The sequence below is a fragment of the Streptomyces hypolithicus genome, from assembly GCF_052934925.1.
The window spans coordinates 2,327,532-2,348,622 of sequence record NZ_CM128811.1 but is presented as its reverse complement, the minus strand read 5'-3'; the positions used below and the strand labels follow the sequence as shown (position 1 = coordinate 2,348,622).

Below are 21,091 nucleotides of genomic sequence, written 5' to 3'. Positions count from 1 at the left end.
GGATCCCCGGCATGCCCACACCGGCAGCAGCCGCCCATCACCCCACGGAGGACGCCATGTCCCGTACGAAGGTCATCCCCATTCCGGTCATGGGCCGAACGGGCATCAACGCCTACCTGATCCTGGGCCGACGGCCCGTGATCGTCGACGCCGGGACACCCGGCAGCGGCCAGAAGATCTACGACCGGATCACCGAGCACGGCGTGGACCCCCGCGACGTCTCACTGATCGTCATCACCCACGGGCACATCGACCACTTCGGCTCCGCCGCCGAACTGCACCGCCTCACCGGCGCGCCCGTCGCCGGCCACGTCGCCGACCTCGGGCCGTACCGCACCGGCCGGGTCCGCGAACCGTACCTGCCCACCGGCCCGATGGGCCGCCTCATGGACAGGAGTAAAGACCTGCACGCCCAGGCCGAACCCCTCGAACCCGATATCCTGATCCGCGGCGAGACTGCCCTGGAGGACTTCGGGCTCGCAGCCCGCATCATGCCCACCCCCGGACACACCGCCGGATCGATCTCCGTCCTCACCGACGACGGAGACCTCGTCGCCGGCGACCTGGTGGCCAACTCCTTCATGGGCCTCATCCCCGGCAAGCCGGCCAATCCGCCCTTCCACGACGACCCGCAGCGCAACCTCACCAGCCTCCGCGAAATGCTCGCCCTCAACCCCACCAGACTCCACGTCGGCCACGGCGCCCCGCTGGAACCCGACCGGGTCCGACGCTGGGCCGACCGAGAGCTCAACCGCCTGTCCCGACTCGAAGCAGCCGGCCGGATCACCACCCGCGCCCAGGACACGGTCTGATCATCCGTTCCCAAGAGTGCCGTTGCGTCCCCGACAACGAGGAGGAAAGTGGCGGTGGCGGATACCCCGACGCAATGCCACCGCCCGGTCATCAACCAGGTTGGTGGCGGCGCCGTGACCGTGGCGCACGGAACGCTGTCGACAGCCCCGGCCAGGGTCCTGGCAACAGTCCTGACGACGCCGGCCTCGGACCGGGAACGCTTCGGATGAGACACGCCAGATCAGATGAGACCCAATCCATATCGAAGGGTAAAAACGGGCGACGGTAGCCATGCACCCCGGGAATCCGCCAGGCACCGGCTGTGACAGCTGAGACTCCGCCAACCCGGCTGAGACCGGACACCAGCCACATTCGCCGCTCAAACTTCGATGAGACGAACCTGCCGGTCAACAAGGTTCAGTGAGAACGCTCAACATTCATTGCGACAGGACAGTTGGACGGGCGAGGGACGTGAGGTCAGGGCCGTCAACGTATAGGTCAACCGATGGCGGGCGGTCTGCTTTCAGGTCGGCTTCTGCTGATTGCGGTCTCGAATCATCTGACGCAGGCTCGTGCGGGCTACGGCCAGATCTCGTTCAAGTTCCTGGACGTGATCGGCGAAGGGTCGGAGCTGGGCCAGTTCGCGTTCGAGGTTCCTGTTGGCTCCGGTGAGTTCGGTGATCCGTTCGGTCAGCTTTCGGTTGCCGATCCGGTCGAGCTGGTGCCGCATGGCGGCTCGAAGCTGATCGCGCTCACCACGGAGTCCCTTGAGAGCTGGGCCGCGGTCAGCACTGGCGGCTCCTCCGCCGCCCGGCGGCGGCGGAGGTCAGGAGTGTCGGCGGTCCCCTTTGTGGCCAGCCTCAAGCCAGCGGCGCTGGTGGTAGGTGCAAATGCGAGACCGCTTGTGCATGCACCGGTTCCAGCATCCGCCCGCCACGCATTCAGGCGGGGAGGGGAACGGCCCGACGCTGTATGCGTCGAGCCACTCGTCGAACGTGAACTGGCCACCTCGTCGGAGCCTTTGCCGTCGCCAGCTGTTGCAGTGGGCCTGGCAGAGCTTGTTCACGCAGGCGGCCGGCAGCGGTGCCTGGTGATCGGCCCGAGCGCGCTCGCGACCTGGACCTATGGCGGCGGCCTGCTGCGGCAGCCGGTGTAACCAGTTATGCCGCTCTCGCCCGGGAGCGCCTGGGCGCTGGCGCGGCCGTACACAACAGCCGTTCACGCAAGACGCTCGGCTGGCAGTCACCAGCCGAGCGTCTTGCGTGAACTAATTGCGACAGGACCGGAAAGCGCCCTTGTGCGATTTAAGCAACCACGGCCTAGACATCATGGCCCCCAGGGGGGCGTACAGCAGTTGTTCACGCTGCTGCCCAAGCCGGCCGAGCTCAACGGGTACGCCCGTTTCTCGCTCGTCGGCGAGCGCCGGTAGGCGTCTCGCGTCGTTAGAGAAGGCCGAGGTCAAGTCCCGGTCCCGTCTCGGCGACGGCACCATTCCTGGCCAGGGTGTCCTCGCCACTGCAGATCTGCTGGACCGAGACCGCGGTCGCCGGGCCGCTGCCGAGGAGGGTGATGGGCCCGGTCGCGAGGTTGACGAGGCCGAGCTGGAACGTGTCATCGCCGACACGGGACCGCTGCTCGCACTCGACCACGTTGGTGTCCTTGCCCTTGCCGTCCCGGTCGCCGTAGGAGTCGGCGGCCGTGGCGACACCGGCCCCAAGCATGCTGAAACTCCCGAGCATGGCAGCTACCAGGGCGGCGTTGCGAAGCTTGCGCACAACATCTCCACTTCCGTCAGAATCGACGTGATCAGTGATGGGTGGAACCCGTACAAGCTCGAAGCTAAGCCATGTTTGCGCCATTTTGAGCACAACACGCCGATGTGTCACCCTCCTTCGGAGGGCCGGGCGGCCGCGGCCGTGACTGGATGGGGTCGCCCGAGACCTCGGTGCGGGGCCGTCTCCATGTTCAATACGTGGCCAGTACGTCTGATTTCCGTGCCATTCGGGAATTGCGGCCCATCGGCCCTGAGGCAGTCCGCAGCCGAGCTGGTCAGGGCGCGGTGCGGGTGTGATGCGGTGGGCGCGGGGGCGGTGCCTTGCGGTCGCGGTGGCGGGGGTTGGCCTGGCGAGGCGGTCGGGTGAGGGTGATTTGCCGGACCAGCTGCTGGAAGCAGGCCAGGGCGGCCAGCGAGGGAAGCGCAGCAGTCGCCGCGTCAACGGGAGTGCGCGGTGCCTGAGCTACGCGCAGGAGCATAGAAAAGGTCGAGAACAGCAGCACGATGGCCCAGGAGTGGGCTGCGCGGCGCCGGTAAAGGGCGGCGCGCAGGATCGACAGTGAGGCGACCGTTCACGGCCCGTACGCCAGCAGCGGCCACCACCCGACCGCGCCTGCGGATGTGCGGTACTTGGCGAGGTGGCGCAGGGGGTCGTAGGCGACCATGCCGCCGAAGACGCACACCATGGACACCACGACAGCGGCGAGCGCGGCGAGGAAGAAACTCGCCGTCCGCAGGACCCCCGTCGCGCGTCTCTTCTTCCGCGCCGCGCGGCGGCGCCGGGAGGGGGCGGGGCGCAGAGGCGCGAGCTCGGCGGTGATCTCGGACAGACCCGCGAGAGGAACGCCGGCGCTTTCAGTGAGCGGCAGCTCATCGGGGCCCGGAAGCGAGGGTCCGTCGCTTCTTTCCGTTTCGATGGCTTCGTGCAGCAGGTGGGCGAGCTCCTCCGCCGGGTCTGAGGGGCCTCGCGTTTTCCGGACAGGCATCTGGCCGTTTATCTCACGCGGCGAATCGCAACTTCTGATACTCGGCGTGGACTTCGCGCGGCGGACGGTTGCCCACGGTCGAGTGAAGGCGTTTGTGGTTGTACCAGAATTCGATGTACCGGGTGATGTCCTGGCGGGCGGCCTCGCGAGTCAAGTACGTGACCCGGGAGACGCGTTCGTTCTTCAGGGTCCCGAAGAACGATTCGGCCATGGCGTTGTCGAAGCAGATCCCGGTACGGTCGGCGGATCTGCATAGGCCGTACCGGTCCAGTGTCGTCCCGAATTCGTGTGACATGTAGTTGCTTCCGCGATCGGAGTGGAGATCGCCCCCTTGGCCAGCTTCCTGTTACGCGCCGCGTTGTGGATGGCCCGGGATATCAAAGGGGTCTGGTAATGGTCGTCCATCGCGTAGCCGATGACTTCCTTGGTACAGCAGTCGATAACCGTAGCAAGATATAGCCAGCCCTCACCTGTCGGTATGTAGGTAATATCTCCGACAAGCTTTTCCCCGGGCGCTTGGGCGGTGAAGTTGCGGCCGACGAGGTCCGGCACCGGACCCGGGTGTGCCCTGGGTGAGGCCGAAACGTCTCGGCTTCGGCTGGCAGGGCTCAAGGCCCAGTTCACGCATGAGGCGACGGACCAGCTCCAGGCCTGCGGTGATGCCCCAGCGGTGCAGCTGGGCGTGGATGCGCCGGTAACCGTAGGTCAATGCCGGGAAGCTTGGCTTGATCATCTCGTGTGCGGGCGCTGGATGCAGCGAAGCTCCTGTAGAACGAGCGATCTACCACGATCGACTTGTTCGGAACAGGAGCTTCGTTGTCTGGGGAGTCTGGCATAGAGGGGTCGTCGCGTGCGAGCGCGGGACAGACGGGGCAGCTGGGTGTGTTGCGCCAGGTTGTGACACGGCGGATGGTCACGGATGTGCTGGCGGCTTCCGGCCGCGGGGACCGGCGTAGTGACGGCAAACTCTGCGCGGTGACGTGTGTGTTCTTCGTGCTCGCGTTGACGCTGTTCCCGAGAGACGGCTACCGGTCGGTGCTGTCGAAGCTGGCCGGTGGGACGGCGCGGCTGGCCGCGCGGGGCCAGCTGGTCTCCTCCTCGGCGCTGCGGCAGCGCCGCGTCACGCTGGGCCCGGAGCCGTTCCGGTTACTGTTCGAGCGGATCGCCGGGCCGGTCGGCACGGTCGCGATGCCGGGGGTGTTCTGGCGGGGGCTTCGGCTGGCCTCGGTGGACGGCACGTTTCTCGAGGTCGCCGACACCGCGGTGAACGCGGTGTTCGGCCGGACCCGCAATCAGCGGCGGATCGCCGCGTTCCCCCAGGTCCGCCTGGTCGCGCTGATCGAGTGCGGGACCCGGGCGCTGCTCGGGGTGGCGTTCGACATCCGCCGGGTCTGTGAGCAGGACCTGACACGGCGCCTGCTGGACCGGATGCGCCCCGGGATGCTGGTCCTGGCCGACCGGGGATTCCCGGGCTGGCTGCTGTGGGTCGATGCCGCCGCCGGCGGGGCGGATCTGTTGTGGCGGATCTCGGCGGCGGTGCGGCTGGTCCCCGACGAGGTCCTGCCCGACGGCTCCTGGCTCGCGACCCGGCACGCGCACAAGAACATCACGAAAGCCCTGGCGGGGCGGCCCCGGTCGGTACGGATCCGGGTGATCGAGATGGTGGTCGTCATCGAGGCCGCCGACGGGTCACGACGCCATGAGCCCTACCGGCTCATCACCACCTTGCTCGACCCTGCGGCCTTCCCCGCCGGTGAACTGGCCGCACTGTATTCCCAGCGGTGGGAATCCGAGCTCGAATTCCGGGACTTGAAGATCACTCAGCGCGGGGCACGCGCCGTCCTGAGATCGAAGACACCCGCGCTGGTCAACCAGGAGATCTGGGCGTATCTCGTCACCCACCAGGCGATCCGCCGCACGATCAGTTCCACCGCCGCCGGCCACGGGCTCGATGCCGACCGGCTCTCCTTCACTGTCGCCCTGACCGTCGCCCGGGACACCGTGATCCGCACCACGGCGCGGATCGGCACCCACCTCGCCGAGATGACCACGTCGCTGCTGGCGAACCTGCGATCGGCCGAGCGACGCCTGCGGGTCTGCCCCCGGACCGTGAAACGCCCCAGCTCCATCTTCCCCTCGAAACCCGCCGGGCCGGCCAGCCGCAGCACAAAAATCACCGGATACGGGATCGAAATCATCCCACTCGACACAACCCCGCCGACCACCGCGGAGCCCGACAGCCACACGAGATGATCAAGCCAAGCTTCCCGGCATTGAACCGTAGGTGCTGTCGGAGAGCGGGCCGAGGTGGGTTTCCAGGACCTCCAGGCACTCCCCATGGAATGAGCCACGGTACGAAACCGAGCTCGGCCCAGACCGTCTTGCGGGGCGGCGGCCCGTGCGTGACCCCCCAGCGCTCGGCGAGCGCGTCGACGAGTAGCAGCCCGCGCCCCGACTCTCCGTCGCCGGGCTCCCGCACGGTCGGAAGCCGGTCGCCGCGCGCGTCGGTCACCTCGATGCGGAGCCTGCCGGTGGCCGTGGCGGTGAGGGTGAGACAAAAATCCCGCCCCTGCACGCGGCCGTGCGTCGTGGCGTTCGTGGCGAGCTCGGCGACGACCTGGGCGGCGTCCTCCAACGGCAGTCCCCAGAACCGCAGTTGCTCCGTCGCGAGCAGTCGGGCGAGCCGGGCGCCCCGGCGGGTGGCGGAGAGCTGGACGGCGTACTGCCGGGTTCCGGCGCGGGGTTGGGTGATTTCTCGATTCACATCACTCAGCGTGGCGTGACGCATCTACGCTGAACAGCGACGACGCGCATACGGACGGTGACTGTCCGGGTCGGGCGTCGGTGCTGTCCGGCTCGTACTAGGGCGTCGGACGCGCAGGCGCGGCGGAGGTGGGTGTCGGTATGGGCGGCGACGGTACCGGACTACACGACGGACGGGGCGGACGGCCCCGGTTGGGACACCGGTCTGGAGGACGACTCCAGTGCGGTGATCAAGGCGGTCAGCCGCCAGCTCAAGCTGTGGCGCGAGGCGGCGGGTCTGCGACAGGTCGAGTTCGGGGCGGCGATCGGGTACGGCGAGGAGATGGTCTCCGCGGTGGAACGCTGCCGGCGCATCCCCAAGCCGGAGTACCTGGAGCGGGCGGACGAGGCGCTGGGGGCGGGCGGGAAGATCTCCGCGATGAAGAGGGACGTGGAGGAGGCCAGGTATCCGAAGAAGGTGCGGGACCTGGCGAAGCTGGAGGGTGAGGCTGGAGAGCTTGGCGCATACGGCAATACCGTTGTGCACGGCTTGTTGCAGACGGAGGAGTACGCCCGCGCCCTGTTCGGCCTTCGGCGCCCGTCCTGCAGCGAGGATCAGCTTGAACGTTTAGTAGCAGCCCGCATGGCCCGGCAGGCGCTCTTCGAGCAGCGGCCGGCTCCTCTGCTGACGTTCGTCCAAGAAGAGGCTCTAGTTACTCGTCCGCGAAGAGCTCCTCGGCCGAGGTTGCGGTGACGGCGCGGAGGAACCAGGTCCTGAGGAGGCATGGGTCGGTGCAGGCGGTAACGCGTTCGCGGGCCTCGTCGGAAAGTTCGATACCGCGATACGCGAGCATCTCCATGAGGCGTTCCCGCCGGATCTTCGCCCGGCCGTGCCATCGACCCTCGGCCCGCAGCCGCTCGGCGGTCATCGAGCGGAAGAACCAGAGGGGCACGGCCATCAGGCTCCCTCGGGCTCGGCGAAGAGTGCCTCGGTTGAGCTGACGGTGATGGCGCGGGTGAGCCAGGTGCGAAGCGTGTCGAGGTCGGTGCACGAGGAGATGCGGTCGCGGTCGGTGTCCGAGGTCTCGATCCCGCGCTGGGCGAGTAGCAGCAGGATGTCTTCCGCCCGTGTCTCGCTGCGCACCCGTTGGGCGGTTTCCGAGCGGAAGAAGGAGGGGTCGACGGCCATCAGGCGCCCTCGGGCTCGGCGAAGAGTTCCTCGGCTGATGTGGCGGTGACGGCTCGGGTGAACCAGGTGCCGAGGGTGTCGAGGTCGGTGCAGGTGGTGATGCGATCGCGGGTGTCGTCGGGGACGTCGATTCCGCGCTGGGTGAGCAGCACCACGATGCTCTTGGCCAGGCCCTTGGCCTCACCCCTGGCCTCGCCCCTGGCCTCGCCCGTGGCCTCGCCTTCACTGCGCAGGCGCTGGGCGGTTTCCGAGCGGAAGAAGGAGAGGTCGACGCTCATCAGGTTCCTCCAGATCTGAGCAGCCGGGGTGGTGCCCAGGCCTAGTTCGGTGATTTCGATGAAGATGCCCGCGGTCTCTTCGTCCACGGTCTTCAGGGCGGCGGCCAGCGCTTTCAGTATGGCAGCGGCGTCCGGGTCCTTGCCGTGTGTAATCGCGGAGAATGTGGCGAGGGGGATGTCGCGGATGGCCGTGGCGGGGTCGGTGATGGTGGGGACGTTGTGGGGGCCGAGTACCAGGGGGCGCATCGTCAGGGCCGGCCACTGGGGAGGGCCGATGTCGACCGGTTCGGCGGCCCAGGCCGCGGTGTTCTTGTCCTGGCATACGACGAGGAGTACCGGCGGGACGTTGTACTTGGCGTAGAGGTGGGCCAGGTAGTACGCCCAGCTCGCGGGCTTTCCCGGGTCCTTTTTGCCCTGGGCTTCCACCGCCAGGAGGAAGCTGGCTCCCGGGTCGGCGGTGTCGAAGCGCAGCAGGGTGTCCAGGCGGCGCTCCAGCGGCCTGGTCTCGGTGAGATCGGTCGGGAGCAGGGAGACGGCGACCGGGTCGTCGAAGGGAAGCCCGAGCGCCCGGAAGGTGCGGGTGAAGACACCCGGTTCCTCCTGGAAGATGCGGTGCATCGCCTCATGGGATGAGCTGACCATGAGACGGACCGTAGGGGGACCGTGGGGGAGCTGCAGGGCGTCCGGGGCATATTCACCCGGGCGGGTGGTGGCCAATCGCCGGAAGGGGCCCCGGCGTGCGTCCGGCGGGTGCCGGGTTTGACCTCCGTCACACACGGGGTAATCTCTTGCGCCCGATTGGCGCGGGCTGTGCCCCGTATGGCAGACTGTCGGGGTTGCTCGGTTGAGTGCCGATGCTGCGCGCCTCTCGTCGGGAGGACCGGAAGCAAGTCCCACAGTACTCGTCGCTCCAACTGCCCCTCCGGGTAGCGCTGGGGCGGACGTACGGGAATCTTTCGGGAAGCGTGAGCGGGGCTGACTACCAGGCACCCGGTGGGCGCATTGAGCGTGAGATGCGGTCTTCCCCCGGCTTGCGGTCGCGGACCGCATCCCCTGTCGCAGGGAAAACCTTCGGGATTCCTATGTGACGAGGATGCGACACACCCGACCGCGTGGGTCGGAGAAGGATCGTGCTGACACCAGCCGCCCGCGGGTCCCAGAGCGTTAAGAGAGAACAGGACTACTAGGTAGCCATGGCGGGACAGAAGATCCGCATCCGGCTCAAGGCCTACGACCACGAGGTCATCGACTCTTCGGCGAAGAAGATCGTCGAGACGGTGACTCGCACTGGTGCGTCGGTCGCAGGCCCGGTGCCGCTGCCCACAGAGAAGAACGTGTACTGCGTCATCAAGTCGCCGCACAAGTACAAGGATTCTCGCGAGCACTTCGAGATGCGCACGCACAAGCGCCTCATCGACATCCTCGACCCCACTCCCAAGACCGTTGACTCGCTGATGCGCCTGGACCTTCCGGCCGGCGTTGACATCGAGATCAAGCTCTGAGAGGCGCGGGAAAGATGGCTAAGCAGATTAAGGGCATCCTGGGCGAGAAGCTCGGCATGACCCAGGTCTGGGACGAGAACAACCGGATTGTCCCGGTGACCGTCGTCAAGGCCGGGCCTAATGTCGTGACCCAGGTCCGCACGAATGACTCCGACGGCTACGAGTCGGTCCAGATCGCCTTCGGCGAGATCGACCCTCGCAAGGTGAACAAGCCCCTCAAGGGCCACTTCGCCAAGGCCGACGTGACCCCGCGCCGCCACCTGGTGGAGCTCCGTACCTCCGCCGCCAGCGAGTACACGCTCGGCCAGGAGATCACTGCCGAGGTGTTCGAGTCCGGCGTCAAGGTCGACGTCACGGGCAAGAGCAAGGGCAAGGGCTTCGCCGGTGTCATGAAGCGTCACAACTTCGCCGGTGGTAAGGCGTCCCACGGTGCCCACCGCGTGCACCGCAAGCCTGGTTCCATCGGTGGCTGTGCCACCCCCGGCCGTGTCTTCAAGGGCATGCGCATGGCGGGTCGTATGGGCAACGAGCGGGTCACCACCCAGAACCTGACCGTCCACGCCGTTGACGCCGAGAAGGGCCTGCTGCTCATCAAGGGCGCCGTCCCCGGCCCCAACGGTGGCCTCGTCCTGGTCCGCACCGCGGCCAAGGGGGTTTGAGGAACCGATGAGCACCATTGACATCCTTTCGCCGGCAGGCGACAAGACCGGGACGGTCGAGCTCCCTGCGGAGATCTTCGACGCCAAGGTCAGCATTCCGCTGATCCACCAGGTCGTCGTCGCACAGCTGGCTGCTGCCCGTCAGGGCACGCACAAGACCAAGCGTCGCGGCGAAGTCCGTGGTGGCGGCAGGAAGCCGTACCGCCAGAAGGGCACCGGCCGCGCCCGTCAGGGTTCGACCCGCGCCCCGCAGTTCGCCGGCGGTGGCGTCGTACACGGCCCGCAGCCGCGTGACTACTCGCAGCGCACGCCCAAGAAGATGAAGGCCGCCGCTCTGCGCGGTGCCCTCACCGACCGGGCCCGCAACGCTCGCATCCACGTCGTCTCCGGCGTGGTCGAGGGTGCGGCATCCACGAAGGCCGCCAAGTCCCTGCTGGGCAAGGTCAGCGAGCGCAAGCACGTGCTCCTGGTCGCCGAGCGTTCGGACGAGGCCGCGTGGCTGTCCGCCCGCAACCTGCCCCAGGTGCACCTCCTGGAGCCGGGCCAGCTGAACACGTACGACGTGCTCGTCTCCGACGACGTGGTCTTCACCAAGGCCGCCTTCGAGTCCTTCGTGTCTGGCCCCAACAAGGCCGATGAGACCGAAGGGAGCGACGTCTGATGGCTGAGGCGACCGTAACCAGCAAGACCTTCACGGACCCGCGTGACGTTCTCGTCAAGCCGGTTGTGTCCGAGAAGAGCTACGCGCTGCTCGACGAGAACAAGTACACGTTCATCGTCGCGCCCGGCTCCAACAAGACCCAGATCAAGCAGGCCGTGGAAGCGGTCTTCTCGGTCAAGGTCACCGGGGTCAACACGATCAACCGGCAGGGCAAGCGCAAGCGCACCAAGACCGGCTTCGGCAAGCGCTCCGACACGAAGCGCGCCATTGTGACCCTCGCCGAGGGCGACCGTATCGACATCTTCGGCGGCCCGACCTCCTGACGGAGGTCGAGTCGTCCGGAATCGGACGAGGACTGAGAAATGGGAATCCGCAAGTACAAGCCGACGACGCCGGGCCGCCGTGGCTCCTCCGTCGCCGACTTTGTCGAGATCACGCGGTCCACGCCGGAGAAGTCGCTGGTCCGCCCCCTGCATAGCAAGGGCGGCCGTAACAACGCCGGTCGGATCACCGTTCGCCACCAGGGTGGCGGACACAAGCGCGCCTACCGCGTGATCGACTTCCGTCGTCACGACAAGGACGGCGTGCCGGCCAAGGTCGCGCACATCGAGTACGACCCGAACCGCACCGCGCGCATCGCGCTTCTGCACTACGCAGACGGCGAGAAGCGCTACATCATCGCACCGCGTGGACTCACGCAGGGTGACCGGATTGAGAACGGCCCCGCGGCCGACATCAAGCCCGGCAACAACCTGGCGCTGCGCAACATCCCGGTCGGTACGACCATCCACGCCATCGAGCTGCGGCCCGGCGGCGGCGCGAAGTTCGCCCGTTCTGCGGGCGCCTCCGTGCAGCTGCTGGCGAAGGAGGGCACGATGGCCCACCTTCGTATGCCGTCCGGTGAGATCCGGCTGGTCGACGCCCGCTGCCGCGCCACGATTGGCGAGGTCGGCAACGCCGAGCAGTCGAACATCAACTGGGGCAAGGCCGGCCGCATGCGCTGGAAGGGCGTCCGCCCGACCGTCCGTGGTGTCGCGATGAACCCCGTTGACCACCCGCACGGTGGTGGCGAGGGCAAGACTTCCGGTGGTCGTCACCCGGTCAGCCCGTGGGGTCAGAAGGAAGGTCGTACTCGCTCGCCGAAGAAGGCATCGAGCAAGTACATCGTCCGCCGCCGCAAGTCGAACAAGAAGCGCTAGGAGCGGGTTTAGATGCCGCGCAGTCTCAAGAAGGGGCCCTTCGTCGACGGACACCTCATCAAGAAGGTGGACGTACAGAACGAGGCAGGCACCAAGAACGTCATCAAGACCTGGTCCCGGCGCTCGATGATCATTCCCGGCATGCTGGGTCACACCATCGCGGTGCACAACGGCAAGATTCACGTCCCGGTGTTCGTCACCGAGTCGATGGTCGGCCACAAGCTCGGCGAGTTTGCGCCGACCCGCACCTTCCGCGGCCACGTCAAGGACGACCGCAAGTCGAAGCGCCGCTAAGGCGGGGTGCGATGACTATGAACGACACCGAAGGGACAACCATGGAAGCCAGGGCCCAGGCGCGGTACATCCGCGTCACGCCCATGAAGGCCCGCCGCGTGGTGGACCTTATCCGTGGCATGGATGCCACGGAGGCTCAGGCGGTCCTGCGTTTCGCCGCGCAGGCCGCGAGCGTGCCGGTCGGCAAGGTGCTTGACAGCGCCATTGCCAACGCTGCACACAACTACGACCACACGGACGCCTCCTCGCTGGTCATCAGCGAGGCGTACGTCGACGAGGGCCCGACCCTGAAGCGGTTCCGTCCGCGTGCCCAGGGTCGTGCCTACCGGATCCGCAAGCGGACCAGCCACATCACCGTGGTCGTCAGCAGCAAGGAAGGTTCCCGGTAATGGGCCAGAAGGTAAACCCGCACGGGTTCCGGCTCGGCATCACCACGGACTTCAAGTCCCGCTGGTACGCCGACAAGCTGTACAAGGACTACGTCAAGGAAGACGTCGCCATCCGCAGGATGATGACGTCCGGCATGGAGCGCGCCGGCATCTCGAAGGTGGAGATCGAGCGCACCCGTGACCGCGTGCGTGTGGACATCCACACCGCTCGTCCGGGCATCGTCATCGGCCGCCGTGGCGCCGAGGCCGACCGCATCCGCGGCGACCTCGAGAAGCTCACGGGCAAGCAGGTCCAGCTGAACATCCTCGAGGTCAAGAACCCCGAGATGGACGCTCAGCTGGTTGCCCAGGCCGTTGCCGAGCAGCTCTCCTCCCGCGTCTCCTTCCGTCGCGCCATGCGTAAGAGCATGCAGGGCACGATGAAGGCCGGCGCCAAGGGCATCAAGATCCAGTGTGGTGGCCGTCTCGGCGGCGCCGAGATGTCCCGGTCCGAGTTCTACCGCGAGGGCCGTGTGCCGCTGCACACGCTGCGCGCGAACGTGGACTACGGCTTCTTCGAGGCCAAGACCACCTTCGGCCGCATCGGTGTGAAGGTCTGGATCTACAAGGGCGATGTCAAGAACATCGCCGAGGTCCGTGCCGAGAACGCCGCGGCCCGTGCGGGTAACCGCCCGGCCCGTGGTGGCGGCGCGGCCGACCGTCCGGCCGGTGGCCGTGGTGGTCGTGGTGGTGGCGAGCGTGGCGGCCGCGGCCGCAAGCCGCAGCAGGGCGCACCGGCAGCCGAGGCCCCCAAGGCCGACGCTCCCGCCGCCGCTGCTCCGGCTGAGAGCACCGGAACGGAGGCCTGACCGAAATGCTGATCCCTCGTAGGGTCAAGCACCGCAAGCAGCACCACCCCAAGCGCCGCGGTATGGCGAAGGGTGGCACTGAGGTCGCATTCGGCGAGTACGGCATCCAGGCGCTGACCCCGGCGTACGTGACGAACCGCCAGATCGAGGCTGCTCGTATCGCGATGACCCGCCACATCAAGCGTGGCGGCAAGGTCTGGATCAACATCTACCCGGACCGCCCCCTGACGAAGAAGCCTGCCGAGACCCGCATGGGTTCCGGTAAGGGTTCTCCGGAGTGGTGGATCGCGAACGTGCACCCGGGTCGGGTCATGTTCGAGCTGTCCTACCCGAACGAGAAGATTGCTCGTGAGGCGCTCACCCGCGCTGCTCACAAGCTTCCGATGAAGTGCCGGATTGTTCGGCGCGAGGCAGGTGAGTCGTGATGGCGGCCGGTATCAAGGCGACCGAGCTGCGTGAGCTGAACGACGAGGATCTCGTCGCGAAGCTCCGTGAGGCCAAGGAAGAACTGTTCAATCTCCGCTTCCAGGCGGCGACCGGACAGCTCGAGAACCACGGCCGGCTCAAGTCCGTCCGTAAGGACATCGCCCGGATCTACACCCTGATGCGCGAGCGCGAGCTGGGCATCGAGACGGTGGAGAGCGCCTGATGAGCGAGAAGAATATGACTGAGACGACTGAGCAGCGCGGATTCCGCAAGACCCGTGAGGGTCTGGTCGTCAGCGACAAGATGGACAAGACCGTCGTCGTCGCTGTCGAGGACCGCGTCAAGCACGCGCTGTACGGCAAGGTCATCCGCCGTACGAACAAGCTCAAGGCTCACGACGAGTCCAACGCAGCCGGTGTCGGCGACCGCGTCATCATCATGGAGACGCGTCCGCTGTCGGCGAGCAAGCGCTGGCGCATCGTCGAGATCCTCGAGAAGGCCAAGTAACAATCCCTGAAGGGTCTCCTTCAGGGCAGTTCCGCCAGGCTCGGCAGGGGCACTCAGGTGCCCCTGCCGGGAACCGGCAGACGATCAGGAGATAGACGTGATCCAGCAGGAGTCGCGACTGCGCGTCGCCGACAACACGGGTGCGAAGGAAATTCTCACCATCCGTGTTCTCGGTGGCTCGGGTCGCCGCTACGCGGGCATCGGCGACGTCATCGTCGCCACCGTCAAGGACGCGATCCCCGGCGGCAACGTGAAGAAGGGTGACGTCGTCAAGGCGGTCATCGTTCGCACCGTCAAGGAGCGCCGCCGCCAGGACGGCTCGTACATCCGCTTCGACGAGAACGCCGCTGTCATTCTCAAGAACGACGGCGACCCTCGTGGCACCCGTATCTTCGGCCCGGTGGGCCGTGAGCTGCGCGAGAAGAAGTTCATGAAGATCATCTCGCTCGCGCCGGAGGTGCTGTAAGCATGAAGATCAAGAAGGGCGACCTGGTTCAGGTCATCACCGGTAAGGACAAGGGCAAGCAGGGCAAGGTCATCGTGGCCATGCCCCGTGAGAACCGCGTCCTCGTCGAGGGTGTCAACCGGGTCAAGAAGCACACCAAGGCCGGTCAGACCGCTCGCGGTTCGCAGACCGGTGGCATTGTGACGACCGAGGCTCCGGTCCACGTCAGCAACGTTCAGCTGGTCGTGGAGTTGGACGGCAAGAAGGTCGTTACCCGCGTCGGCTACCGCTTTGACGACGAGGGCAACAAGATCCGCGTTGCCAAGCGGACCGGTGAGGACATCTGATGACTACCACCACCGCACCGCGCCTCAAGCTGCGCTACCGCGAGGAGATCGCGGGCAAGCTGCGTGAAGAGTTCTCGTACGAGAACGTCATGCAGATCCCCGGCCTCGTCAAGATCGTGGTCAACATGGGTGTGGGCGACGCCGCCCGCGACTCCAAGCTGATCGACGGCGCGATTCGCGACCTCACCACGATCACCGGCCAGAAGCCGGCCGTCACCAAGGCCCGGAAGTCCATCGCGCAGTTCAAGCTGCGCGAGGGTCAGCCGATCGGCTGCCACGTCACCCTCCGCGGTGACCGCATGTGGGAGTTCCTGGACCGTACGCTGTCGCTCGCGCTGCCGCGTATCCGTGACTTCCGCGGTCTGTCGCCGAAGCAGTTCGACGGCCGTGGCAACTACACCTTCGGTCTCACGGAGCAGGTCATGTTCCACGAGATCGACCAGGACAAGATCGACCGGGTCCGGGGCATGGACATCACCGTGGTCACCACGGCGACCAACGACGACGAGGGTCGTGCCCTCCTTCGTCACCTCGGCTTCCCGTTCAAGGAGAACTGACCGTGGCGAAGAAGTCCCTGATCGCTAAGGCGGCCCGCAAGCCGAAGTTCGCTGTGCGCGCGTACACGCGTTGCCAGCGCTGCGGCCGGCCGCACTCCGTCTACCGCAAGTTCGGCCTGTGCCGCGTGTGCCTTCGTGAGATGGCTCACCGTGGCGAGCTGCCGGGCGTGACCAAGAGCTCCTGGTAGTCCAGTACCGCCCTCGGGCGTACGGATTTCCAGAAGCTCTCGGTAAGTATCTGGTCGGCAGGAGCCCAGCCCCGAATGCCGTAGGCTAGGGGGGTTGGGCGCTTGCCGCCCTAATCGACTTACTACGCCGTAGGTCCCCGCACCGCACCCGTCCCGCCACTGAGTGGGGAGAGGGATGGCGCATACAGGAAACCCCGGCGAGAGAGGCCGAAGGCCAATTCATGACCATGACTGATCCGATCGCGGACATGCTGACTCGTCTGCGTAACGCGAACTCGGCGTACCACGACACCGTGGCTATGCCGCACAGCAAGATCAAGTCGCACATCGCGGAGATCCTCCAGCAGGAGGGCTTCATCACTGGCTGGAAGGTCGAGGACGCCGAAGTCGGCAAGTCCCTCGTCCTCGAGCTGAAGTTCGGCCCGAACCGTGAGCGCTCCATCGCGGGCATCAAGCGGATTTCGAAGCCGGGTCTGCGCGTGTACGCGAAGTCCACCAACCTGCCGAAGGTCCTCGGCGGCCTGGGCGTGGCGGTTATCTCCACGTCCCACGGTCTCCTGACCGGCCAGCAGGCAGGCAAGAAGGGCGTAGGTGGGGAAGTCCTCGCCTACGTCTGGTAGTCGGGAACGGAGGAAAAGCTAATGTCGCGAATCGGCAAGCTCCCCATCCAGGTTCCCGCCGGTGTGGACGTCACCATCGATGGCCGCACGGTCGCGGTGAAGGGCCCCAAGGGTTCCCTCTCGCACACCGTCGCCGCCCCCATCGAGGTCACCAAGGGCGAGGACGGCGTGCTCAGCGTCACCCGCCCGAACGACGAGCGTCAGAACAAGGCCCTCCACGGCCTGTCCCGCACGCTGGTGGCGAACATGATCACCGGCGTGACCGCGGGTTACACCAAGGCGCTCGAGATCAGCGGTGTCGGTTACCGCGTCCAGGCGAAGGGCTCCAACCTGGAGTTCGCCCTGGGCTACAGCCACCCGATCGTCGTTGAGGCCCCCGAGGGCATCTCCTTCAAGGTCGAGTCGCCCACGAAGCTCAGCGTCGAGGGCATCGACAAGCAGAAGGTCGGCGAGGTCGCCGCTAACATCCGCAAGCTGCGGAAGCCCGACCCGTACAAGGCCAAGGGCGTCAAGTACGCCGGCGAGGTTATCCGCCGCAAGGTTGGAAAGGCGGGTAAGTAAGCCATGGCATACGGTGTAAAGATCGCCAAGGGTGACGCGTACAAGCGCGCTGCCATCAAGCGCCGCCACATCCGCGTCCGCAAGCACGTCTCCGGTACGCCGGAGCGTCCTCGCCTGGTCGTGACGCGCTCCAACCGCAACATCGTCGCGCAGGTCATCGACGACATCGCGGGCCACACGCTCGCGTCGGCGTCGACCCTGGACGCCTCGATCCGCGGTGGCGAGGCCGACAAGAGCGCCCAGGCCCAGCAGGTCGGCGCACTTGTCGCCGAGCGTGCCAAGGCTGCCGGCGTCGAGGCCGTCGTGTTCGACCGTGGTGGCAACAGGTACGCCGGGCGCATTGCCGCTCTGGCTGACGCCGCCCGCGAAGCCGGGCTGAAGTTCTAAGCCCCGGTTCCGGGACTAACGGACGTAACAGAGAGAGGTAAATCCAATGGCTGGACCCCAGCGCCGCGGAAGCGGTGCCGGTGGCGGCGAGCGGCGGGACCGGAAGGGTCGCGACGGTGGCGCTGCCGCCGAGAAGACCGCTTACGTTGAGCGCGTAGTCGCGATCAACCGTGTCGCCAAGGTTGTTAAGGGTGGTCGCCGCTTCAGCTTCACCGCGCTCGTCGTGGTGGGCGACGGTGACGGCACTGTAGGCGTCGGATACGGCAAGGCCAAGGAAGTTCCCGCGGCCATTGCCAAGGGCGTTGAAGAGGCGAAGAAGTCCTTCTTCAAGGTTCCGCGCATCCAGGGCACCATCCCTCACCCGATTCAGGGCGAGAAGGCTGCGGGCGTCGTCCTGCTCAAGCCGGCTTCCCCCGGTACCGGCGTTATCGCCGGTGGCCCGGTGCGAGCCGTGCTCGAGTGCGCCGGCGTTCACGACATCCTGTCGAAGTCGCTCGGTTCGTCGAACCCGATCAACATCGTCCACGCGACTGTGACGGCCCTCAAGGGTCTGCAGCGTCCCGAGGAGATCGCGGCTCGCCGTGGTCTGCCCCTCGAGGACGTGGCCCCCGCGGCCCTGCTCCGTGCGCGTGCGGGAGCGGGTGCGTAATGGCCCGTCTCCAGATCACGCAGACGAAGTCGTACATCGGCAGCAAGCAGAACCACCGCGACACCCTGCGTTCGCTCGGGCTCAAGCGCCTGAACGACGTGGTTGTCAAGGAGGACCGCCCCGAGTTCCGCGGCATGGTGAAGACCGTCCGCCACCTCGTGACGGTTGAGGAGGTCGACTGACATGGCGGAGAACAACCCGCTGAAGGTCCACAACCTCCGGCCCGCCCCGGGCGCCAAGACCGCCAAGACCCGTGTGGGTCGTGGTGAGGCGTCCAAGGGTAAGACCGCAGGTCGTGGTACCAAGGGCACGAAGGCCCGTTACCAGGTTCCGCAGCGCTTCGAGGGCGGGCAGATGCCCCTCCACATGCGTCTGCCGAAGCTCAAGGGCTTCAAGAACCCGTTCCGCACCGAGTACCAGGTCGTGAACCTGGACAAGCTCGCCGACCTCTACCCGCAGGGTGGAGAGGTCACGGTGGCCGACCTGGTCGCCAAGGGTGCGGTTCGTAAGAACCAGCTCGTCAAGGTGCTCGGCGCCGGCGAGATCTCCGTGAAGCTGACGGTGACGGTTGACGCCGTCTCCGGCTCCGCCAAGGAGAAGATCGCTGCCGCAGGCGGCACCGTCACCGAGCTCATCTGAGTTCGACTGACAGCATGAAGCCTGGTTGGCCGGTCACCGCTCAGCGGTGACCGGCCAACCAGGCTTTTGTGCGTCCGCGGGGCCCCGACAGGAGCGCGCCGCACCGGAGTTCGGCCTTCGCGTGGTGGGCCCGGACGGGCCTCACGCCGTATCGGCGCTCCGTGAGCGGGCCGTTACGGCGGGGTCGGCACGGCCCGGTTGCCCGCTAAGTGGCTTCTGGGGCGAAACATCCGCCCTGAGGGGCCCATGATGGTCGTTCCGTGATGTGTGCAGTGACGGGTAAGGTGGCGTGGACTGTTGGCTGCGGCGGGGTGTGCCCGCGCGCGCGGCCTCATGCTCAAGACCGATTCGTATTCGTCGATCCTCAAGACCGTCACCTCTGACGCATAGCGCGGGGGTCGCAGGAGGCACCGTGCTCACCGCGTTCGCCCGGGCGTTCAAGACGCCCGACCTGCGCAAGAAGCTGCTCTTTACGCTCGCCATCATTGTGCTGTACCGGCTCGGGGCTCATATCCCGGTCCCCGGAGTCAGCTACAAGAGCGTGCAGTTCTGCGTGGACCAGGCTCAGTCGGGCAACAACCTCCTTGGCCTGGCGAATCTGTTCAGCGGTGGTGCGCTGCTTCAGATCACGGTCTTCGCGCTCGGCATCATGCCGTACATCACGGCGAGCATCATCCTCCAGCTGCTGACGGTGGTGATTCCGCGCCTGGAGGCCCTCAAGAAGGAGGGCCAGACCGGCACGGCGAAGATCACCCAATACACCCGGTACCTGACGGTGGCGCTCGCCATCCTCCAGGGCACGGGTCTGGTGGCCACCGCCCGCAACGGCGCGCTGTTCAGCGGCTGCCCCGCGGCGGCCGACATCGTTCCCGACAAGTCCATCTTCACCACCATCGTCATGGTGGTGACGATGACCGCCGGTACGGCGATGGTCATGTGGCTCGGTGAGCTGGTGACGGACCGCGGCATCGGCAACGGCATGTCGATCCTGATGTTCATCTCGATCGCCGCCGGCTTCCCCGGTGCCCTGTGGACCATCAAGAAGAAGGGTGATCTGGCCGACGGCTGGATCGAGTTCGGCGTGGTGATGCTCGTCGGCTTCGCGATGGTCGGACTGGTGGTCTTCGTCGAACAGGCGCAGCGCCGGATCCCGGTGCAGTACGCGAAGCGCATGATCGGCCGGAAGTCCTATGGCGGTACGTCCACGTACATCCCGCTGAAGGTCAACCAGGCCGGTGTGATCCCGGTCATCTTCGCCTCGTCGCTGCTCTACATCCCGAACCTCATCGTGCAGTTCAGCGGTGGCGGAGCCAACTCCGGCTGGGCGAGGTGGGTTCAGCTGCACTTCGTCGACGGCGAGCCGATCTATATCGCGGTGTACTTCCTGCTGATCGTGTTCTTCGCCTTCTTCTATGTGTCCATCTCGTTCAACCCCGACGAGGTGGCGGACAACATGAAGAAGTATGGTGGCTTCATCCCGGGTATCCGGGCAGGTCGGCCTACCGCTGAGTACCTGAGCTACGTGCTCAACCGGATCACTTGGCCGGGCTCGCTGTATCTGGGTCTGATCGCTCTTGTGCCGACTATGGCGTTGGCGGGCTTCGGCGCGAACCAGGACTTCCCCTTCGGCGGGACAAGCATCCTCATTATCGTGGGTGTGGGTCTGGAGACCGTGAAGCAGATCGAGAGCCAGCTCCAGCAGCGCAATTACGAAGGGTTCCTCCGCTGATGCGAATCGTCCTCGTCGGGCCGCCCGGTGCCGGCAAGGGAACGCAGGCCGCTTTCCTTGCCAAGAACCTGTCGATCCCGCACATCTCCACGGGCGACCTCTTCCGCGCCAACATCAGTCAGGGCACGGCCCTCGGCAAGCAGGCGAAGGCGTTCATGGACGCAGGGAACCTGGTGCCGGACGAGGTCACCATCGGGATGGCCAAGGACCGCATGGCCGAGTCCGACGCTGTCGGAGGCTTCCTGCTGGACGGCTTCCCCCGCAACGTCTCCCAGGCGGAGGCGCTCGACGAGGCGCTGAAGGCCGACGGCCAGAAGCTGGACGCCGTACTGGACCTGGAAGTCCCCGAGGACGAGGTCGTGAAGCGGATCGCGGGCCGCCGCATCTGCCGCAACGATTCGAGCCACGTGTTCCACGTGACGTACAGCCCGCCCCGGAAGGACGGCGTCTGTGACGTCTGCGGCGGCGAGCTCTACCAGCGCGGCGACGACACCGAAGAAACGGTGCGGCGCCGGCTGGAGGTCTACCACAGCGAGACCGAGCCGATCATCGACCACTACAAGGGCCAGGGCCTGGTGGTCACCATCTCCGCGCTGGGCAAGGTCGACGAAGTGACCCTGCGGGCGATGGAAGCCCTGAAGAAGTCCTCCTACGAGGGCTGACCGAACGAGCGTTACGACGGTTGCGGCCGCGGTGTCCGAGAGACGCCGCGGCCGTACTGTT

At 66.5% G+C, this 21,091-nt stretch carries 35 protein-coding genes and 1 pseudogene; 27 read left to right on the top strand and 9 right to left on the bottom strand.

Annotation, left to right across the window (positions count from 1 at the left end; all coding sequences use genetic code 11):
- The first annotated feature begins 11 nt into the window (after positions 1-11).
- On the top strand, positions 12-812 hold the full coding sequence (locus ACU6WZ_RS10910; RefSeq protein ID WP_447032968.1) for an MBL fold metallo-hydrolase: 801 nt from the start codon (positions 12-14) through the stop codon (positions 810-812).
- Positions 813-1,297: 485 nt separating this feature from the next.
- Positions 1,298-1,948 (top strand): hypothetical protein, encoded by a 651-nt coding sequence (locus ACU6WZ_RS10905; RefSeq protein ID WP_447034347.1) that lies wholly within the window; start codon positions 1,298-1,300, stop codon positions 1,946-1,948.
- Positions 1,949-2,234: 286 nt separating this feature from the next.
- Here the strand turns inward: ACU6WZ_RS10905 and ACU6WZ_RS10900 are convergent, their stop codons facing one another.
- The 5 genes from ACU6WZ_RS10900 to ACU6WZ_RS10880 all read right to left on the bottom strand — a co-directional run bounded on the left by ACU6WZ_RS10900 (position 2,235) and on the right by ACU6WZ_RS10880 (position 4,285).
- On the bottom strand, positions 2,235-2,567 hold the full coding sequence (locus tag ACU6WZ_RS10900) for a hypothetical protein (RefSeq protein WP_447032967.1): 333 nt from the start codon (positions 2,565-2,567) through the stop codon (positions 2,235-2,237).
- Positions 2,568-3,138: 571 nt separating this feature from the next.
- Positions 3,139-3,552 (bottom strand): hypothetical protein, encoded by a 414-nt coding sequence (locus ACU6WZ_RS10895; protein ID WP_447032966.1) that lies wholly within the window; start codon positions 3,550-3,552, stop codon positions 3,139-3,141.
- Positions 3,553-3,565: 13 nt separating this feature from the next.
- The gene (locus ACU6WZ_RS10890; RefSeq protein ID WP_447032965.1) at positions 3,566-3,847 is read right to left on the bottom strand and encodes an integrase core domain-containing protein; all 282 of its coding nucleotides are present in this window, start codon (positions 3,845-3,847) and stop codon (positions 3,566-3,568) included.
- A complete protein-coding gene (locus tag ACU6WZ_RS10885) occupies positions 3,736-4,104 on the bottom strand; it encodes a DDE-type integrase/transposase/recombinase (RefSeq protein ID WP_447032964.1) in 369 nt (122 codons plus the stop codon). The genes ACU6WZ_RS10890 and ACU6WZ_RS10885 overlap by 112 nt, the downstream gene beginning before the upstream one ends.
- Complete coding sequence (locus ACU6WZ_RS10880; protein WP_447032963.1) at positions 4,019-4,285, bottom strand: IS3 family transposase; 267 nt, start codon at positions 4,283-4,285, stop codon at positions 4,019-4,021. The genes ACU6WZ_RS10885 and ACU6WZ_RS10880 overlap by 86 nt, the downstream gene beginning before the upstream one ends.
- A 176-nt stretch (positions 4,286-4,461) precedes the next feature.
- Here ACU6WZ_RS10880 and ACU6WZ_RS10875 point away from each other — a divergent pair, with 176 nt between their 5' ends.
- The gene (locus ACU6WZ_RS10875) at positions 4,462-5,805 is read left to right on the top strand and encodes an IS4 family transposase (protein ID WP_447028847.1); all 1,344 of its coding nucleotides are present in this window, start codon (positions 4,462-4,464) and stop codon (positions 5,803-5,805) included.
- Here ACU6WZ_RS10875 and ACU6WZ_RS10870 read toward each other — a convergent pair.
- On the bottom strand, positions 5,747-6,340 hold the full coding sequence (locus ACU6WZ_RS10870; protein WP_447032961.1) for an ATP-binding protein: 594 nt from the start codon (positions 6,338-6,340) through the stop codon (positions 5,747-5,749). The two genes, ACU6WZ_RS10875 and ACU6WZ_RS10870, sit on opposite strands and share 59 nt — an antisense overlap.
- 180 nt (positions 6,341-6,520) lie before the next feature.
- On the opposite strand from ACU6WZ_RS10870, the pseudogene ACU6WZ_RS10865 reads away from it, so the two are divergent.
- Positions 6,521-7,015: pseudogene (locus tag ACU6WZ_RS10865) on the top strand (Scr1 family TA system antitoxin-like transcriptional regulator); the annotation flags it as partial.
- Here the strand turns inward: ACU6WZ_RS10865 and ACU6WZ_RS10860 are convergent.
- From ACU6WZ_RS10860 to ACU6WZ_RS10850, 3 genes are read right to left on the bottom strand one after another with little or no spacing between them, the layout of a single operon-like run.
- Positions 7,008-7,253 carry a hypothetical protein gene (locus tag ACU6WZ_RS10860; RefSeq protein WP_447032959.1) on the bottom strand — a complete coding sequence of 82 codons (246 nt, stop codon included), beginning with the start codon at positions 7,251-7,253 and terminating at the stop codon, positions 7,008-7,010. The pseudogene ACU6WZ_RS10865 and the gene ACU6WZ_RS10860 overlap by 8 nt on opposite strands.
- On the bottom strand, positions 7,253-7,483 hold the full coding sequence (locus ACU6WZ_RS10855; RefSeq protein WP_447032958.1) for a hypothetical protein: 231 nt from the start codon (positions 7,481-7,483) through the stop codon (positions 7,253-7,255). Before ACU6WZ_RS10855 ends, ACU6WZ_RS10860 begins: the two co-directional genes overlap by 1 nt.
- Entirely contained in the window at positions 7,483-8,403 is a 921-nt protein-coding gene (locus ACU6WZ_RS10850) for a hypothetical protein (RefSeq protein WP_447032957.1), read from the bottom strand. The genes ACU6WZ_RS10855 and ACU6WZ_RS10850 overlap by 1 nt, the downstream gene beginning before the upstream one ends.
- Positions 8,404-8,954: 551 nt before the next feature.
- Here ACU6WZ_RS10850 and rpsJ point away from each other — a divergent pair.
- From rpsJ to ACU6WZ_RS10735, 23 genes are all read left to right on the top strand, one after another.
- Positions 8,955-9,263 carry a 30S ribosomal protein S10 gene (gene rpsJ, locus ACU6WZ_RS10845; protein WP_003948644.1) on the top strand — a complete coding sequence of 103 codons (309 nt, stop codon included), beginning with the start codon at positions 8,955-8,957 and terminating at the stop codon, positions 9,261-9,263.
- A gap of 14 nt (positions 9,264-9,277) precedes the next feature.
- Positions 9,278-9,922 carry a 50S ribosomal protein L3 gene (rplC, locus tag ACU6WZ_RS10840; RefSeq protein WP_447032955.1) on the top strand — a complete coding sequence of 215 codons (645 nt, stop codon included), beginning with the start codon at positions 9,278-9,280 and terminating at the stop codon, positions 9,920-9,922.
- 7 nt (positions 9,923-9,929) lie between these two features.
- Entirely contained in the window at positions 9,930-10,583 is a 654-nt protein-coding gene (gene rplD / locus ACU6WZ_RS10835; RefSeq protein WP_447032953.1) for a 50S ribosomal protein L4, read from the top strand.
- Positions 10,583-10,906 carry a 50S ribosomal protein L23 gene (gene rplW, locus ACU6WZ_RS10830; RefSeq protein ID WP_447032951.1) on the top strand — a complete coding sequence of 108 codons (324 nt, stop codon included), beginning with the start codon at positions 10,583-10,585 and terminating at the stop codon, positions 10,904-10,906. Before rplD ends, rplW begins: the two co-directional genes overlap by 1 nt.
- A gap of 39 nt (positions 10,907-10,945) precedes the next feature.
- Positions 10,946-11,782: a 50S ribosomal protein L2 gene (rplB, locus tag ACU6WZ_RS10825; RefSeq protein WP_214920411.1), complete on the top strand. Its 837-nt coding sequence runs from the start codon at positions 10,946-10,948 to the stop codon at positions 11,780-11,782.
- A 12-nt stretch (positions 11,783-11,794) separates the two neighbouring features.
- Positions 11,795-12,076, top strand: coding sequence for a 30S ribosomal protein S19 (gene rpsS / locus ACU6WZ_RS10820; RefSeq protein ID WP_447032948.1), 282 nt, complete (start codon positions 11,795-11,797; stop codon positions 12,074-12,076).
- A gap of 41 nt (positions 12,077-12,117) precedes the next feature.
- Positions 12,118-12,465 (top strand): 50S ribosomal protein L22, encoded by a 348-nt coding sequence (rplV, locus tag ACU6WZ_RS10815; protein WP_069927445.1) that lies wholly within the window; start codon positions 12,118-12,120, stop codon positions 12,463-12,465.
- Entirely contained in the window at positions 12,465-13,313 is an 849-nt protein-coding gene (rpsC, locus tag ACU6WZ_RS10810) for a 30S ribosomal protein S3 (protein ID WP_447032946.1), read from the top strand. The genes rplV and rpsC overlap by 1 nt, the downstream gene beginning before the upstream one ends.
- Before the next feature lie 5 nt (positions 13,314-13,318).
- The gene (gene rplP, locus ACU6WZ_RS10805) at positions 13,319-13,738 is read left to right on the top strand and encodes a 50S ribosomal protein L16 (protein ID WP_028812370.1); all 420 of its coding nucleotides are present in this window, start codon (positions 13,319-13,321) and stop codon (positions 13,736-13,738) included.
- Positions 13,738-13,962, top strand: coding sequence for a 50S ribosomal protein L29 (rpmC, locus tag ACU6WZ_RS10800; protein ID WP_030368408.1), 225 nt, complete (start codon positions 13,738-13,740; stop codon positions 13,960-13,962). The genes rplP and rpmC overlap by 1 nt, the downstream gene beginning before the upstream one ends.
- Positions 13,962-14,246, top strand: coding sequence for a 30S ribosomal protein S17 (gene rpsQ, locus ACU6WZ_RS10795; protein ID WP_447032945.1), 285 nt, complete (start codon positions 13,962-13,964; stop codon positions 14,244-14,246). The genes rpmC and rpsQ overlap by 1 nt, the downstream gene beginning before the upstream one ends.
- 97 nt (positions 14,247-14,343) lie before the next feature.
- Positions 14,344-14,712: a 50S ribosomal protein L14 gene (gene rplN / locus ACU6WZ_RS10790; RefSeq protein WP_003966950.1), complete on the top strand. Its 369-nt coding sequence runs from the start codon at positions 14,344-14,346 to the stop codon at positions 14,710-14,712.
- 2 nt (positions 14,713-14,714) lie between these two features.
- Complete coding sequence (gene rplX / locus ACU6WZ_RS10785; RefSeq protein ID WP_447032942.1) at positions 14,715-15,038, top strand: 50S ribosomal protein L24; 324 nt, start codon at positions 14,715-14,717, stop codon at positions 15,036-15,038.
- On the top strand, positions 15,038-15,595 hold the full coding sequence (gene rplE / locus ACU6WZ_RS10780) for a 50S ribosomal protein L5 (protein WP_028812366.1): 558 nt from the start codon (positions 15,038-15,040) through the stop codon (positions 15,593-15,595). Before rplX ends, rplE begins: the two co-directional genes overlap by 1 nt.
- A 2-nt stretch (positions 15,596-15,597) precedes the next feature.
- Positions 15,598-15,783: a type Z 30S ribosomal protein S14 gene (locus tag ACU6WZ_RS10775; protein ID WP_035800856.1), complete on the top strand. Its 186-nt coding sequence runs from the start codon at positions 15,598-15,600 to the stop codon at positions 15,781-15,783.
- Between the two features lie 221 nt (positions 15,784-16,004).
- Entirely contained in the window at positions 16,005-16,403 is a 399-nt protein-coding gene (gene rpsH, locus ACU6WZ_RS10770; RefSeq protein WP_326020850.1) for a 30S ribosomal protein S8, read from the top strand.
- Positions 16,404-16,424: 21 nt separating this feature from the next.
- Positions 16,425-16,964, top strand: coding sequence for a 50S ribosomal protein L6 (rplF, locus tag ACU6WZ_RS10765; protein WP_447032939.1), 540 nt, complete (start codon positions 16,425-16,427; stop codon positions 16,962-16,964).
- Between the two features lie 3 nt (positions 16,965-16,967).
- A complete protein-coding gene (gene rplR / locus ACU6WZ_RS10760) occupies positions 16,968-17,351 on the top strand; it encodes a 50S ribosomal protein L18 (protein WP_028812363.1) in 384 nt (127 codons plus the stop codon).
- Between the two features lie 46 nt (positions 17,352-17,397).
- Entirely contained in the window at positions 17,398-18,000 is a 603-nt protein-coding gene (rpsE, locus tag ACU6WZ_RS10755; RefSeq protein ID WP_028812362.1) for a 30S ribosomal protein S5, read from the top strand.
- Positions 18,000-18,182 (top strand): 50S ribosomal protein L30, encoded by a 183-nt coding sequence (gene rpmD / locus ACU6WZ_RS10750; protein ID WP_447032937.1) that lies wholly within the window; start codon positions 18,000-18,002, stop codon positions 18,180-18,182. Before rpsE ends, rpmD begins: the two co-directional genes overlap by 1 nt.
- A 1-nt stretch (position 18,183) precedes the next feature.
- A complete protein-coding gene (gene rplO, locus ACU6WZ_RS10745; RefSeq protein WP_447032935.1) occupies positions 18,184-18,639 on the top strand; it encodes a 50S ribosomal protein L15 in 456 nt (151 codons plus the stop codon).
- Between the two features lie 412 nt (positions 18,640-19,051).
- Positions 19,052-20,368, top strand: a complete 1,317-nt coding sequence (gene secY, locus ACU6WZ_RS10740) for a preprotein translocase subunit SecY (protein ID WP_447032933.1) — start codon at positions 19,052-19,054, stop codon at positions 20,366-20,368.
- Positions 20,368-21,030, top strand: coding sequence for an adenylate kinase (locus ACU6WZ_RS10735; protein ID WP_447032931.1), 663 nt, complete (start codon positions 20,368-20,370; stop codon positions 21,028-21,030). The genes secY and ACU6WZ_RS10735 overlap by 1 nt, the downstream gene beginning before the upstream one ends.
- Positions 21,031-21,091 lie beyond the last annotated feature (61 nt).